We start from the raw sequence: 14,465 nt of genomic DNA, 5'->3' as shown, positions 1-14,465 counted from the left end.
AGAGAGCCTGCGTCCGGCAATATTTTTGGCTTTAAATCAGTCTACTATGCCCAAAATCGCCTGCTATGCCTCATTATCCAACTCCAATTAATACCACTTTTCTGGTAGTATTTAATTGTAAGCATTACCTGTGAATATCTCTGCTGAAAGTATGACATAATTTTTTTAGGAGGTATAGTCATGAACAGCGAAAAATATACCCAAAAAGCGGCTGCCGCCTTGCAGGAAGCGCAACAGCTGGCGGCCCTGCACTACCATCAGGAGCTGACGGCCAAACACCTCGCTCTCGCCCTTATTAAAGATGCTGATGGCATCATGGCCTATCTGTTAAGCCAGCTAACTATTGATGTACGGTTACTAACCACAAAACTGGAACAACTTTTGAAAAACCTGCCTTCGGTGCGTGGCCAGGAAAGTGGCTTACGCATGAATACAGCCATGTTGCGGGTATTGGCCTTAGCCGCGAAGCATGCAGAAAGTATGAAAGATGAGTATATTAGTGTCGAACATTTTCTGATGGCCATTGCCGAGGATGGTGACAGTGACTTAGTGGCCACATGCCGTGATTTTGGCTTGACGCGCAGCCGGATTCAGGAAGTAGTAAACCAATTTAGGCGCGGTCAGCCCATTACCAACGACAATCCTGACGAAAATCTTACAGCACTAAACAAGTATGGTCGCGATTTGACTGAACTGGCTAAACAAGGCAAACTTGACCCGGTAATTGGCCGGGATGAAGAAATTCGCCGGACTATCGAGATTCTATCCCGCCGCACCAAAAACAACCCTGTACTTATCGGTGAACCCGGCGTTGGTAAAACAGCCATTGTCGAGGGACTGGCCAGGCGTATTGTTGCCGGTGATGTCCCTGAAACCTTGAAAAATAAGATCGTATATTCCCTGGACCTTGGAGCCCTGGTTGCCGGCGCCAAATTCCGCGGTGAATTTGAGGAGCGCCTCAAAACAGTATTAGCCGAAATCACCAAAGCCGAAGGCAAGATTGTTTTATTCATCGACGAACTGCATACTGTCGTGGGGGCAGGTGCTGCTGAAGGCGCTATGGATGCCGGCAATATCTTAAAACCCATGCTGGCCAGAGGCGAACTCAAATGCATCGGCGCCACCACATTAAACGAATACCGCAAACATATTGAAAAAGATACCGCTTTAGAACGGCGCTTCCAACCTGTCCTGGTAGACCAACCCAACACCGAAGACACTATTTCTATTCTCCGGGGCTTACGCGAACGTTATGAAGTACACCACGGCGTTAAGATCAAAGATGCCGCTTTAGTGGCCGCCGCCGTGCTGTCTGATCGCTACATTGCTGATCGATTTTTACCAGACAAGGCCATTGATCTGATGGATGAAGCAGCAGCCAAATTGCGTACTGAAATTGATTCCATGCCCAGTGAGTTGGATGAACTCCTCCGCCGGGTCATGCAGCTTGAGATTGAAGAACAAGCACTCAAAAAGGAGACTGATTCGTCTTCCAAAGACAAGCTGGAACGCATTCATCACGAATTGGTTGGCCTTAAAGAGCAGGCAGACGTGTTAAAAGCCCAATGGCAACTGGAAAAACAGGCTATTATTGAGCAGCGAAAAGTCAAAGAAGAAATTGAAACCGTTCGTACCCAAATGGAAGCAGCTGAACGGGCCTATGACTTAAACAAACTGGCTGAGCTTAAATATGGCCGTCTGCCAGAATTGGAGAAAAAGCTTACAGCCCAAGAAGAACAGCTTACCCAGAACCGCTCGCACAAAACCATGCTCAAAGAAGAAGTGGATGAAGACGATATTGCCAAAGTAGTCAGCCGTTGGACAGGCGTACCGGTAACCAGGCTCCTGACAGGCGAACGGGAAAAACTTGTCAACCTGGAAACCCACCTGCATCAGCGGGTAGTAGGCCAAGAGACAGCCGTAACGGCCATTAGTGAAGCCATTATCCGGGCCCGGGCTGGCATCAAAGATCCCAGCAGGCCGATCGGTTCCTTCATCTTTTTGGGACCGACTGGTGTCGGTAAAACCGAGTTGGCCAAAACTCTGGCTGAGGTACTTTTTGACGACGAACGCAGCATGATTCGCCTGGATATGAGCGAATATATGGAAAAGCATACCGTAGCCCGCCTCATTGGCGCACCTCCCGGTTATGTTGGTTATGATGAAGGGGGACAATTAACCGAAGCCGTACGCCGCCGCCCGTATAGCGTTATTTTGCTGGACGAAGTGGAAAAAGCCCACAGTGACGTGTTTAATGTATTGCTGCAGATTCTGGATGATGGCCGATTGACTGACAGCAAAGGACGTACGGTTGACTTCAAAAACGCCATCATCATTATGACCTCCAACCTGGGATCACACGAAATTTTGAACAGTGATTTTGCAACTGCGGAGAATCGGGTGTTGGAACTTTTAAAACAACACTTCCGGCCCGAATTTTTAAACAGGATTGACGATATTGTCGTATTTAAGGCGCTCACTACCAAACAAGTAGCTGATATTGCGGCCATTATGCTGGAGAATTTGAATAAACGGCTGCAAAAACAGCTAACCATCACCCTAAATTGGGATGACAAGGCGCTTGCCCTGCTCGCTCAAACCGGCTATGATCCTCAATTTGGCGCCCGCCCCCTAAAACGGCTTATCAGCCGCATGGTAGAAACCGAACTGAGCAAAATGATTATTCGTGGTGAAGTACCCGAAGGCAGCACTGTACACCTAAGTGCTGCCACTGATAAAATAGTATTATCAGTAAAACCCCGCTAATCTTCCTGATAATGGAGAAAAGGGCGTGTCGCAAAACGTTTTTTGAAAAACGCAGAGCGACACGCCTTTTTGGGTAATTTAGGAAGGAAACTCCTAGTAGGGAGAATGAAAAAAAGAAGCCGCAGTCGGTTTATGTGCACAACAAAACAGAGGAAGCCTCTTCCTCTAAAAAAATCTGTATATAGTTGTCAGGCCGCTTTGGGAATATGTAAATAGGTTCCACAGCGGCCGCTTTGGATTTTGTTATGGAGTTTGTTTAGGTTATACCCCATACATAGCAGCAACAACTCGGTCTGGACCTTGCCTTTGCCCCTCAGCAGAAACCGTCGGAAGCCCATGTCCTGTTTAAGTACACCGAACGCTCCCTCTACCTGGATGGAGCGGTTTATGCGCAAGAGGACACCTTCCTCACTTTGAATGCGCGCCTGCATTTCCTGCCTCTGCCTGAGAAAGGTTTTGGATACGTACAGGTTCTTGCTCCGTTCTTCGAGCGGCGTCTTGCTCTTGCCTTTAATGCATTGGGCCTTATACGGACAGCCGGCACACTCGGTGCAGGCGTAGACCGTTGTCACAATGGGATAACCCGCCTTTGACTTGGTTTTTTTTTCATACGCCGCCTTGATGGGGTGGCCCCTGTGGCAGCGGTAACTATCGCTTTTCGCATCATAGGGCATATTCTCACGCTTGCCGATGTCACTTTGGTATTTGCGGGTTTTGGCTTTATCGTGATTCGACGGCTTAATAAATGCTATTTGTCCGTTTTCTTCGCACCAGGTGTAGTTTTCTTCACTCTCGAACCCCGCGTCCGCTACAGGCTTGGTATATCCCAGTCCTTTGAGCGTCTTCAGCATCGGGATGAATGTTTGGCTGTCGCTTCGTTCCTGACTGATCATGGCAGATACGATATATTCTGCATCTACCGCCAGTGTCGCGTTGTATCCCGGTTTAAGCTGCCCGTTTTTCATATGGTCTTCCTTCATCCGCAGGAAGGTGGCGTCTCTGTCCGTCTTGGAAAAGCTGTTGCGTTCCCCGAAGCTGTGGTTGTAGTCGTTGTACTTCTTCTGCCGGGCAAGATATTCGTCTACCGTTTCTATCGCCCGCTGCAGTGGCGCCTTACGCTGTCCCTTGCCGTGGACAAAGACGATGCCGCGTTCGGCTTGCAGCGCTTTGAGCCGTTTGCGCAGCTTTTTCAGGTCTTTGGCCTTGATCGTCTGACCGACAGGAAAGCGCAGACCGAACTCTGCCGCCAGCACCGGGAGCTGAGCTTTCATTTTTTCCTGCAGCTTCTCCTCGTTCTTTTGCGTCGATTTCTTCCAGACAAAGCTGTAGCGGTTGGCATTGGCCTCCAGCTTGGTTCCGTCGATGAAGGCGCTTGACAGTGACAGTTCGCCCGCATCGGCCAGCAGTAGCACAAGCTGGGTAAACAGGTCGTCTACAACCTCTGCCAACCGCTCGCTGCGAAACCGGGCAATCGTGGCGTGGTCCGGTGCTTTTTCCCGGCCCAGCAGGTACATGAAATTGACGTCTCGCCGGCAGGATTGTTCCAGTTTGCGGCTGGAATAAATGCCATTCATGTATCCATATACGAGAATTTTAAACAGACGTTTCGGTGACTTCTCGATTCTCCCCAGGCGGGAGTACGCGGCATACAATCTTCTGTAATCCATCCTTTCCATGACCGCGTTGAGTAATCGCACCGAATCATCTGCCGGGATCATTTCGCCGATGTCCATGGGGATAACCAGTTGATATACATTCCCGTTTGTTGTATAATCTGTTTGTAATTTCTTTGTTTTCACAAACTTGATTTTACAACAAAAGACGGCTCCCGGCTACATACCGGGGCCGTCTTTTGTTTTTTTAGGCCTGCTTTAGTGCAACAGCCCCTTTTTCTTTACCCTTGGCATTAATACATTGGTCATCTAGGACTTTAGTACTAAGCACCATGACTTTTGACTGATTGCCTCCCATTATAATCTAATTTATACTTATGTTACCATTATATTTTTTTCATTTCAAAAGGAGCTGGTATTGTGTCCACCAGGATGATCGCCGTCAAAGAATTGGTTCCCGGCATGGCTATCGGCGAACCAGTCCTGTCAGTCAGCGGCAAGGTGCTGCTTGGGAAAGATGTCATCATTGCGCCTCGTACTATTTCGTTGTTAACCATGTGGAATGTTAGTCATGTGTTTGTGTCCAGCGAAACTACTAGTTCACCGGAAAGTAACGCACCAGTGGAAACGTCAGTAAGAAAAGATGGTCTGACAGAGAACTTTACTGACTTTTTTAAAGAATATGATAATTTAATAACAACATCTGTTAACTCCTTTGATTTTATTCGTAATACCAAGCAAGTTCCCATACAGGAACTAAAAGAAACCTCCTTTAGTATCTATTCTACTGTACTGTCAACCGGCCCTGCCATAATGGATTATCTATTAGTCAGCGACTATAATTTAGCTGACAAGGTTACCCGCCACTCGGTCATGGTAGCTTTTATTAGTACCATCATTGGTCATAAACTCAAACTCTCAGACGATAAAATACATGTGCTCTGTTTGGCAGGACTCTTGCATGATATTGGCAAACTGGTAGTTTCAAAAGAGACCGACTCAGAACCCAAAGCTCATGTAATAAATGGTGCTAAACTACTGCAGCATGTACCCTCTTTGCCCCAGGAAGTATTGCTATCAGTTCTACAGCATCATGAATTGATGGATGGCAGCGGAGTTCCCATGGGCTCGGCCAGTGATAAAATTCACCTCTTCGCCCGCATCATTGCGGTTGCTGATCTATTTCATCAACATGCATACTCAGGTGAAGACGCCAATCCTTTCCCAGTTTTAGAATACATGTCCAAGCAATTATTTGACAAACTAGATCAAGGCATCTGCCAGCCCTTTATTCGCTATATACGCGATTGTCTCATTAATTCTCCTGTTCTGCTAAGTGATGGCCGTACTGGACAGATTATCTTCTTCAACACCGACCACTTAGATAAACCGGTTGTCAAAACCCATAGCGGCACAATCATTGATCTTGCCACTACCAAGACCATCTTTATCCAACGTCTCGTTAATCCGGAATATTGGGCAAATGCTAATTAAAATTATTGCTTAGCAAAAGAAAACGCCTGTTTTGAGTTCTTTCCCTCAAAACAGGCGTTTTCTTTACTTGTTAACCCTGTCATCTGCCTTATGCTTGGCAACAAAGCCGCCTAACAACGCCGTTACCGGATAGAACAATGCCTGAGCAACAACCGTATTGGCAATTGTCATTGTCACTACTACCGGCAGCATGCCATACAGATAAACCTTAAGCGGTAAACCCAACAGGAGCTTTGCTAACGTTGTAAACGTCAGCCCGCTGGCCAAGGTACCACATAACGCGCCAATCGCTGGTCTGAGATCCAGTCGCCCCAATTTCATACTAAACGGCAACCCCACTACCAGTGCACATACCAGCGCCCCTATAGGTTCGCTAATCAGATTACCATACGGAAAAACCGATTTGGAAGTTGCCAGGCACAGCGCACCTGCCACTAAGCCGATACCCATAGCCCGGCTGGCAGGCAGACGAAATAGCACAATCGCCAAACAGTACATGGCTATAATCCAGTTAGGTGAAATTCCGGCAATACTCGGACTGACCAACCTAAGGATGGCACCAATCGCCAGCAACATGGCAGAAACAGCAGCCCAACGAAAACGCCCCTCTTGCCCGGTAGTAACCGTCACTAACTCTCGCTCTTTGTTTTCCATTGTTCAACAACCTCCTCTAAAAATCAATAATGAATTGCCGGAATTGCAGAGAAGTTGTCAGCTGCTAGGCGCCCCGAGGACTGGAACGCAAGCGTACAGGGGCGTACGCTGGAGTGAAGCCCGCAGGAGCAACAACGCAGATGGCAGCTTATCTGCAATTCTAAAGTATCAGCCACAAAACAAACAAAACCCCGTCTCTTGGATAGAAGTATATCCAAGGGACGGGGAATAACCCGCGGTGCCACCCTTATTGACCACAACAAAACTGCTCTGGTCCGGCTCATCAAAGTACGAGACAATTGTCCGATACCTGCTTCCTGATAACGGCGGAAGAATCCCGTCAGCGCCTACCCCGCTTACACGGCTCAGACTGCATCTCCCAGGTCCATTCAACATACCGGTCGGCGCCAAACTCTCACTACCATTGGCTCGCTGCAGCTTCCACTGAATGTTTACTCTTCCTGGTCATTGATATTTCCAATATGCAACTATGATGTATATAGAATACCAAGGGACACGCACATTTGTCAATACTCAGATTACTCGGCAGGTATTTTTATTTTAATGACGAACCATTTTCTATTATCTATTTCTATAATAGTGAGGTGTAGCTATGCCTGTCTTTATATCCTATATCACCTTGTTTATCGCCATCCTGTTTTTACTTTCCCCGGTGCCTGCTGCGGCTGACCTGGCAGAAACACTCCCCGCCAGCATTGTCGCGGTAAAAACGTTTCAACTTGAACACAAAGATGTTGTCGCCGTAGCAGTGGAAACCCGGCTGCCTGCAGCCAGTGTACCTGGCCCCTTAGCCTACACCTTTGAACCGCAATATCACATAACAGAAAAAAACAACATCCTTACACTCACAGTAGCCGCACAATCAACCCTGCCTGCCGACAGCAATGCTGTTACTCTTGTAAACTTCTCCCCGCGTTTAACAAGGCTAGCAACAAATTCTGACAACAACAGTGATTTTATACTAACAGCTGCCTATTCTTCACGAAATACCACAGCCACGGTAACGACAGTAAAACGCAAACGGGTAATGCAGCCTGACGACACCATTATCTTTCGCACCTACCTTGTCTTGACTTTTTCCGATACCCTCACCACTCCCCTGCCTAAAACCATTGTACTTGACCCCGGACACGGCGGTACAGCCTTAGGCGCAACCAGTAACTATCTATTAGAAAAAGAGCTTAACCTTGATATCACCCTGTTAAGCCGTGATATTTTCTGTCAGCATGGTTATGATGTGTATATGACCAGAACAGATGACAGCAATCCCAGTCTGTTAGACCGGGCCGATGCCGCCAACATTCTACAGGCTGACGCTTTCCTTGCTATTCATAATAATTCTATGCCTACTGATATGCCTGATGCTGCCAGAAAGCTATACCGGGGAACTACCGCCCTCTACAACTCATCCGCTCCCAAACCGGCTAAAGAATTAGCTACTCTGTTGGCAAATGAGCTGGCAGGCACGCTCCATCTTCATCAATATCCGCTGCAAGACCGGCCAGGCCTGGTCGTCCTTAACTCCAGCTGGGTTCCGGCAGTTATTGTCGAAGTTGCCATGATGCCTCACCCGCAAGATGCCAAACTGCTATCCCAGCGAATTTATCGCCAGCAAGCTGCCCAGGCAATTTTCCAGGCTACAGATAAATACTTTTCGATTACCGCACTGGCAGCAAGGAGGAACTAAGCATGGCACCAACCACCTTATGCAAGCAGACTGTCACAACCCTGCTCGCCTTGTGGCTAGTTATTATCCCAGCCTCTATTTTTGCAGTTCCCGTTACCATCCCTCCGGCAAATACCGCCAACAACGGCCTGGCGGTTGCTGATAGCGACGGCACTTTGTATTACCTTGACCTTACCGGCGATAGTTATGCTGGTGGTCAAGAGAATATCTACCGGCTTAGACCTGGTGAAGCAAGGCCTGTCATCATTAGCGCCGATGAAGCCTGGAGCCTTACTATTTCCGGGAAATATTTATATTATAGCAATTGGTCAGACCAGCATCATATTTACCGGATGCAATTTGACGGCACTGAAAAAACCAAAATTGGCAACCAGCCTGCTAGTCAATTAACCGTAGTTGGCAACTGGTTGGTATATATTAACTGGAGCAATGACAATTCTACGCCATCTAATACCATCTACAAATTGGCCTTAGACGGTCAGTCTGAGCCGCAAAAGCTATGTGACGACCAGGCTGAAAATCTTACCATCGCCGGTAATTGGGTTTATTACCTCAATGCTTCTGACGGCTACAAGCTGTACAAAATTAAGCTTGACGGCACTAGTCGCAGCAAGATTGCCGATGATCAGGTTCTTTTCATGGCCGTAGCTGACGATACCATTTACTATAGCAATTATAGCGACAACCAAAAGCTCTACACCATCAGCACCAACGGTCAGGGGCGCACCAAGCTGACAGATGACCAGGCCGGTTTTATTAATGTTGCTAATGGCTTTGTCTATTTTACCAATACATCAGCCAATCACGCCTTATACCGAATTAATCTTAACAACCACAACCAGCAGCTGATTTGCGATTTAGGCATTGGACCGCAGCCAATCATCCTTATCGGCAATTCGGTATATTATAACCGCTTGTTTTTCACACCCTAGAACCTATTCCTTCAGCCAGGAAAGGCACTCCGTGTAGAGCGCATTCCAGTCATTAACGAGGAGGTCCCTATGTTCTCTAACCGTTTAAGAAAACATCTACCCACCGCCTTGACGGGCATTATTCTTGTCCTAAGCCTGCTGACCTCCTCTGCCCAGGGAAACCAACTTGAACCGCCGCCAGGCTATTATGTCTTACCGCCTTATCTGCTGCCCGCCAAACCAACGGTTCTTGATAAGCAATTGCTGGTCACCATGGAAAAATACAAGGTTGTCGGCTTATCAGCGGCTGTCTTCAACGAGCGCAAGCTTATCTGGAATGGCAGCTACGGCTGGGCTGATCTGGCCACTACCCGCACCGTAAACGCTGAAACGCTGTTTCGCGTGGCCTCCCTCTCCAAGATGATCACAGCCACGGCGCTGATGCAGCTTTATGAACAGGGCAAGTTTGGCCTTGATGACGATATCAGTCAATACCTGGGCTACCAAATAAGAAATCCCCGCTATCCAGATGTCAAAATCACCTTTCGCCAGTTGCTGACTCACACCTCCAGTATTGTTGACAGTGGCGCCTATAATACCATTTTGGAAGAGACACCTGCCTTATTGCAGGAAATTAATATCCAAGATATGCTGGTTCCTGATGGTCAGTATTATGATCCGGACACCTTTGGCAATTATGCCCCAGGCACACAATTTAGCTATTCCAACTTTGGCACAGGCATTGTTGGAACGCTTGTTGAAAAAATCTCCGGCCTTCCTTTTGATAAATACTGTACCAAATATATCTTCAAGCCACTCGACATGGATGCCAGCTTCGAACCGTCCGATAGTATAAACTGGCAAAACACAGCCGTATTATATCGCCTGGATGCATCCCTAATCAGCTTTAGGCCAACAAAGGATAATTATAACGGCACTAAGCCCACGCCAACAACAAGTGCTGGTTCGCTTGCTCATTCTCCAGCCGGTGGATTACGCGCCAATTCTGTCGATTTAGCCAAATTTCTCCAGATTCATATGAACGGCGGCATATATAAACAACATACCCGTATTCTAAAATCAGACACAACAGACCTGATGCATAGTATGCAGTGGTTTGGCTACAGTATGGGTGGCTTTTACAAACAAAAAGGTCTGAACTTCCATATTACCGATGACCTGGTGCCAGGAAAACGCCTTGTTGGCCACTCTGGCGAAGCCTATGGACTATCCAGTGATGCCTACTATGACCCTGACAGCAAATTGGGTATAGTCTTCCTAATGAACGGGGCGAACCTCATAGAAGCCAACCCCTATTACAGTGTGGAAAACGCCATTGCCAAAACATTATTTACTACCTTTGCTCCCAAAGCCAGCAATAAACCCAAACAGTTAAAAGCCAAAGCAGGAGCCAGCTTTATTACTGTCAATAATCGCAAAATTTTCCTGCAAACCCCTATTTCTATAACTAAAACTGAAAAAAAACAACTTCTCTTGCTACCAGCTATAACAGCAGCTGATGCCCTGTCTGCCGGTCTTGAGCAAACAGATGATACCGTTACCTTTACTATTGGCGAAAGTAAAGCTACCCTAACTGCCGGGAAAGCAAGTATGACTGTTAATGGCAAAACTCTGGCCTTGCCGCAAGCTCCTTATAAACAACACGGCCAGTTGCTGGTTCCTGTTCGCGAATTAGCTGCTGCGCTCAAAATCAAGATAATTTTCAGCTTATAGTTATCTGGCAATACACCCCACTAGCAAACATCTTTACTGCGATATATCAACGGTCTGCCGACTTGAACCCCGGCAAACCTGTTTATTTCAGTAGCATAATTTTACTTTTCAAAACCCAAAGGTCTATCCGCGACACTCTCTGCTGGCTGCGGTCCCGCACCAAATCGACTGCCTGTATAACTATATTCAGGCGAGCACTCAGCAGCTGAGCCGGGAGTACTATCAGACACAGGGCAAATGGCCTGTTGGTTATTCTTAGTCAACAGTTGACTGGCAAGCAAAGAATCCGTTTGATCAGTGTACGGGCTAAGGTCAGATTGACAGTCAGCCGCCTCAACATACGAAATGCGTTCATTGCATCTAAGTTCCAAACCCAAGTCCAGTATAGCAGTTTCAACCGCCGCCACAATATAAAACAGACATAACAGATTGTTTATCGACAGTTGCAGTGCTACATGCACGTGATTTTCATGCACTCGCCGCACAGAAGGCTTTTGTCCGCCTTGCAAATTGCCGGTTATTCGCCCACCGCCGGTAGCTGTCTGAATATCCACAAGATCAGGGTTAAGCAATCCGGTACCCATCATTGTTGGCTGCTGTACAGCGATGGTACGATACCGTTCAAGGGCTGAACAAACATAGTAGGCTGCTACTTGATGATCGATCGCACCACACTCGTGAAATATATCTAAATGACCAATCCTACCACTGTCTGAACGATAATAAAAAACTTGACCAGCATCCGTATTCACCATGATTTTCACATGCTCAGGGCTATGTGAATTAAAAGCATGCACTTTGCTGCTGAAAACAGTACTTTGTCCAAGGCGTATTCCCTGCCCGCGTCCTAGAGCCTCATCAATAACAGCCGCTGCTGCCCCTAAGCGGGATAGGGATAATTGCGCAAGGCTGGTATTGAGACTATCAACCATGTGATTTGATTTCCTTCGTCACCAGTTGCTCGTCAGGTAAGCGGCTAAGCGGTATGGCTGGTTTGGGTGGTGCAATAATCCTGGTGTGTAATGGATCAATAAATTGCGCTCTCCCCAGTCCGCCCCGGTTGTCACTGCTGCCCTTGCCGCTGCTAGGTAACTGAAATTGGCTTTGTAGCAAAGCTGCCAAGCGTATTTTAAGTGCCGCCTTTATCGCCGCCAAGCCTTCAGCCTGAATATGAAATGAATGCCCGCTTACAAGAGCCGCCACCGACATCTCAACCGCGCGAAACAAATCTTTGTTACCACTATGGCGAATGAGCCGGTAATATTCACTCATACTACTTCACCCCCTGGATTGTTTTTCTTGTTAGGTATTGTTCCCCAGGTTAGGTTAGGCATACAGAAAAATAGAATGCAGACAAGTATTCTGCTTCTTTCTAACCCGATGCAGAAATCCAAGCCTGCTTTTCAGCGCTGAATCTATATGATATTATTATGAAAAGTATAGGATGCGGAGGTATTGATGCTAGCCTATATTCATCACTCTAATACAGTCATTATTGTTTTACATGAAATTTACGGTATAAATAAACACATTATTGAAGTTTGTGAGAAGTTTTCAGAATATGAAATTGACAGTATTGCGCCTAACTTACTTAATGGTAGAGAGTCATTTTGTTATGATCAAGAAGCAATAGCTTATAATTATTTTATGAATACTGTTGGTTTTGAGAGTGCGTTCAATCAAATAAAAGAGGTTCTACGTAATGCGCGCGCAAATTATAAAAAAGTTTACGTGTTGGGCTATAGCGTGGGGGCTACACTTGCGTGGTTGTGTAGCGACACAGGTTTGTGCGATTTAGCTATTGGCTTTTATGGTTCAAGAATACGAGATTACCTCGAAATAAAGCCTACATGTCCTGTCTTATTGTTCTTTCCTACTGAAGAAAAAGTTTTTGATGTAGACAACTTGATTTCACATTTAACTAACCTTGATAATATCCAAGTTGAAAAACGATCTGGTCAGCATGGATTTGCTAATCCATTTTCGCAAAGCTATAATAAGAGATCCTCAATTAAAACCTGTATGGAAATAATGTCATTTATTAGAAAGTATAACGTGTGACTAATTTATCTAGGCCAGTACATTATAACTAGCACTCCCAGCAGAGATATAACACCGCCAATAATATCGAATTTATCAGGCATAACCTTGTCTATACCCCATCCCCAAAGAATAGACAAAACTATAAATACCCCGCCATATGCGGCGTAAACTCGTCCAAAGTTAGCCGGTTGTAGTGTCGGGATTACGCCGTACAAGGTCAGAATAATCGCACCAACAATCGCATAGCTGCTTCCTTTGCCCTCTCGTAGCCAAAGCCATATTAGGTATCCTCCACCAATTTCAAACAGACCTGCAAGAATAAAATAACCCATAGATTTTAAAAATTCCATAACTTCCTCCACTTAGTTGAAAATTGTTTGCATCTAATTATACCATAGTGTTTATGCATTCCATAACCAAATACAGCAGTGCAACAGTGTGGGACAGCTCTTCTTGAATAACCCTTCAAGTTAAGAACTGTCCCACTGCTATTTTTCTCTGACTTTCCTCTTTACTATTTATACATGCATCGTTTTTTACCAATTTTTCGTAACAGACGCTACTAGTTAAACTACTTAGAATGCATAAGTGATCGTAGCTTCGAAAGATTCGTTATTTTGCCCCTCACTGATAGTTTTTTGGTCTTTATAAACGAGCTCTAGACCCGTAGCCTCATTGAGTTGGTAACTGACGCCATAATGAAAACCGCGGTTATCCACATCAAAGTCACTTTGTTGACCCATTGAACCGAGTTCTTCGACCCTGAACCCAGTTACCGACGCGGAAATTTTGTCATTAAAATCATAGCCGTAAATTACTGCGTACGCTTTGTTATTAGTGTTGCTGTTCGCTTTCGTATATTCGGCAGTAAAATGACTCTTACCAAGTGTATATGTTCCGTCCACAGCCCAATGATTGGTACTGTCGTCACCGTCGTACCGGCCCAGGGTAACACCATAACCGAAGTTTTCTACCGGACTATAGCCAGCCCGTATTGCATAAATTTTGTTTTTGATCTCCCCTGCCGGATTATCTTCTCGTGCCAGGAGACCTGACATGTTAATAGCGCCGACAGTACCGGAAAAGCTAAGACCGTCAACAAAGGCTTCCTTACCAATATTCGAATCGGGTCGACTATACAGCAAGGCGGTCGTCCCCACAGTCGCATCCTGACGACCAAACTTGTAGACCATTTTGTCTGTCTTGTAATTCAAGCCGAACTGGTCCAAAGCAACCACCGATTTTTTGCTTTCTCCATAAGCTCCGGGAGAAAGATTGAAATCCGCCAGGAATGGGTCTGTTACACTTTGCGCTGCCAGGCGAGTGTATAGTGACCAACCGTCTCCCAAATCAGCCTCACCCATAAGTTTTATTGTATAGACCGAGCCGGAAATTGTGCTCTCACCGTCGGCGCTATCTCTCTGATATTTAATTGATGTATCACCAGTTATATGAATCGGTTCAGCACCTACTGGCGCACTCATTAAGATAATACCTGCAGTCAAACTTACCATTATCCTTTTCATTCAATAAACATCTCCT

The 14,465-nt window shown here is 46.2% G+C and carries 12 protein-coding genes and 1 other annotated feature; of the genes, 6 read left to right on the top strand and 6 right to left on the bottom strand.

Translation table 11 applies throughout. From position 1 onward, the window contains the following. The first annotated feature begins 180 nt into the window (after positions 1–180). Positions 181–2,766, top strand: coding sequence for an ATP-dependent chaperone ClpB (gene clpB / locus SALPA_RS12855; protein WP_145094521.1), 2,586 nt, complete (start codon positions 181–183; stop codon positions 2,764–2,766). 188 nt (positions 2,767–2,954) lie between these two features. Here clpB and SALPA_RS12850 read toward each other — a convergent pair whose 3' ends face one another. Beyond that, positions 2,955–4,565, bottom strand: coding sequence for an IS1182 family transposase (locus SALPA_RS12850; protein WP_370516704.1), 1,611 nt, complete (start codon positions 4,563–4,565; stop codon positions 2,955–2,957). Positions 4,566–4,799: 234 nt separating this feature from the next. On the opposite strand from SALPA_RS12850, the gene SALPA_RS12845 reads away from it, so the two are divergent. After that, positions 4,800–5,873 carry an HD-GYP domain-containing protein gene (locus SALPA_RS12845; RefSeq protein WP_145094515.1) on the top strand — a complete coding sequence of 358 codons (1,074 nt, stop codon included), beginning with the start codon at positions 4,800–4,802 and terminating at the stop codon, positions 5,871–5,873. 63 nt (positions 5,874–5,936) lie between these two features. On the opposite strand, the gene SALPA_RS12840 is transcribed toward SALPA_RS12845, so the two are convergent. Continuing rightward, positions 5,937–6,527: a tryptophan transporter gene (locus SALPA_RS12840; protein WP_145094512.1), complete on the bottom strand. Its 591-nt coding sequence runs from the start codon at positions 6,525–6,527 to the stop codon at positions 5,937–5,939. A 214-nt stretch (positions 6,528–6,741) separates the two neighbouring features. Beyond that, positions 6,742–7,005 (bottom strand) — a binding site (T-box leader). Positions 7,006–7,140: 135 nt separating this feature from the next. On the opposite strand from SALPA_RS12840, the gene SALPA_RS12835 reads away from it, so the two are divergent. From SALPA_RS12835 to SALPA_RS12825, 3 genes are all read left to right on the top strand, one after another. Beyond that, complete coding sequence (locus SALPA_RS12835; RefSeq protein WP_145094509.1) at positions 7,141–8,235, top strand: N-acetylmuramoyl-L-alanine amidase; 1,095 nt, start codon at positions 7,141–7,143, stop codon at positions 8,233–8,235. 2 nt (positions 8,236–8,237) lie between these two features. Then, complete coding sequence (locus tag SALPA_RS12830; protein WP_145094506.1) at positions 8,238–9,167, top strand: DUF5050 domain-containing protein; 930 nt, start codon at positions 8,238–8,240, stop codon at positions 9,165–9,167. Positions 9,168–9,236: 69 nt separating this feature from the next. Beyond that, a complete protein-coding gene (locus SALPA_RS12825) occupies positions 9,237–10,880 on the top strand; it encodes a serine hydrolase (protein ID WP_145094503.1) in 1,644 nt (547 codons plus the stop codon). A gap of 101 nt (positions 10,881–10,981) precedes the next feature. Here SALPA_RS12825 and SALPA_RS12820 read toward each other — a convergent pair whose 3' ends face one another. Both SALPA_RS12820 and SALPA_RS29035 read right to left on the bottom strand, forming a co-directional pair. After that, positions 10,982–11,812, bottom strand: a complete 831-nt coding sequence (locus SALPA_RS12820; RefSeq protein WP_145094500.1) for a hypothetical protein — start codon at positions 11,810–11,812, stop codon at positions 10,982–10,984. Further along, positions 11,805–12,152, bottom strand: coding sequence for a hypothetical protein (locus SALPA_RS29035; RefSeq protein WP_186451058.1), 348 nt, complete (start codon positions 12,150–12,152; stop codon positions 11,805–11,807). Before SALPA_RS29035 ends, SALPA_RS12820 begins: the two co-directional genes overlap by 8 nt. 186 nt (positions 12,153–12,338) lie before the next feature. Here SALPA_RS29035 and SALPA_RS12810 point away from each other — a divergent pair, with 186 nt between their 5' ends. Then, positions 12,339–12,941 carry a dienelactone hydrolase family protein gene (locus SALPA_RS12810; protein ID WP_145094497.1) on the top strand — a complete coding sequence of 201 codons (603 nt, stop codon included), beginning with the start codon at positions 12,339–12,341 and terminating at the stop codon, positions 12,939–12,941. Positions 12,942–12,946: 5 nt separating this feature from the next. Here SALPA_RS12810 and SALPA_RS12805 read toward each other — a convergent pair whose 3' ends face one another. Continuing rightward, positions 12,947–13,273, bottom strand: coding sequence for a YnfA family protein (locus SALPA_RS12805; protein WP_145094494.1), 327 nt, complete (start codon positions 13,271–13,273; stop codon positions 12,947–12,949). A gap of 225 nt (positions 13,274–13,498) precedes the next feature. After that, positions 13,499–14,449, bottom strand: a complete 951-nt coding sequence (locus SALPA_RS12800) for a hypothetical protein (protein WP_145094491.1) — start codon at positions 14,447–14,449, stop codon at positions 13,499–13,501. Between the last annotated feature and the right edge of the window lie 16 nt (positions 14,450–14,465).

Origin of the sequence: Sporomusa sp. KB1 (assembly GCF_007830295.1) — a bacterium.
Classification (GTDB): Bacteria; Bacillota; Negativicutes; order Sporomusales; family Sporomusaceae; genus Sporomusa.
The sequence above is the reverse complement of the archived record's forward strand: the minus strand, read 5'-3'. Positions and strand labels throughout refer to the sequence as shown.

Coding starts and splice junctions, on each gene's coding strand:
- SALPA_RS12820 (WP_145094500.1), bottom strand. CDS start 11,812: ATGGTTGATAGTCTCAATACCAGCCTTGCGCAATTATCCCTATCCCGC.
- SALPA_RS12840 (WP_145094512.1), bottom strand. CDS start 6,527: ATGGAAAACAAAGAGCGAGAGTTAGTGACGGTTACTACCGGGCAAGAG.
- clpB (WP_145094521.1), top strand. CDS start 181: ATGAACAGCGAAAAATATACCCAAAAAGCGGCTGCCGCCTTGCAGGAA.
- SALPA_RS12805 (WP_145094494.1), bottom strand. CDS start 13,273: ATGGAATTTTTAAAATCTATGGGTTATTTTATTCTTGCAGGTCTGTTT.
- SALPA_RS29035 (WP_186451058.1), bottom strand. CDS start 12,152: ATGAGTGAATATTACCGGCTCATTCGCCATAGTGGTAACAAAGATTTG.
- SALPA_RS12830 (WP_145094506.1), top strand. CDS start 8,238: ATGGCACCAACCACCTTATGCAAGCAGACTGTCACAACCCTGCTCGCC.
- SALPA_RS12810 (WP_145094497.1), top strand. CDS start 12,339: ATGCTAGCCTATATTCATCACTCTAATACAGTCATTATTGTTTTACAT.
- SALPA_RS12835 (WP_145094509.1), top strand. CDS start 7,141: ATGCCTGTCTTTATATCCTATATCACCTTGTTTATCGCCATCCTGTTT.
- SALPA_RS12800 (WP_145094491.1), bottom strand. CDS start 14,449: ATGAAAAGGATAATGGTAAGTTTGACTGCAGGTATTATCTTAATGAGT.
- SALPA_RS12825 (WP_145094503.1), top strand. CDS start 9,237: ATGTTCTCTAACCGTTTAAGAAAACATCTACCCACCGCCTTGACGGGC.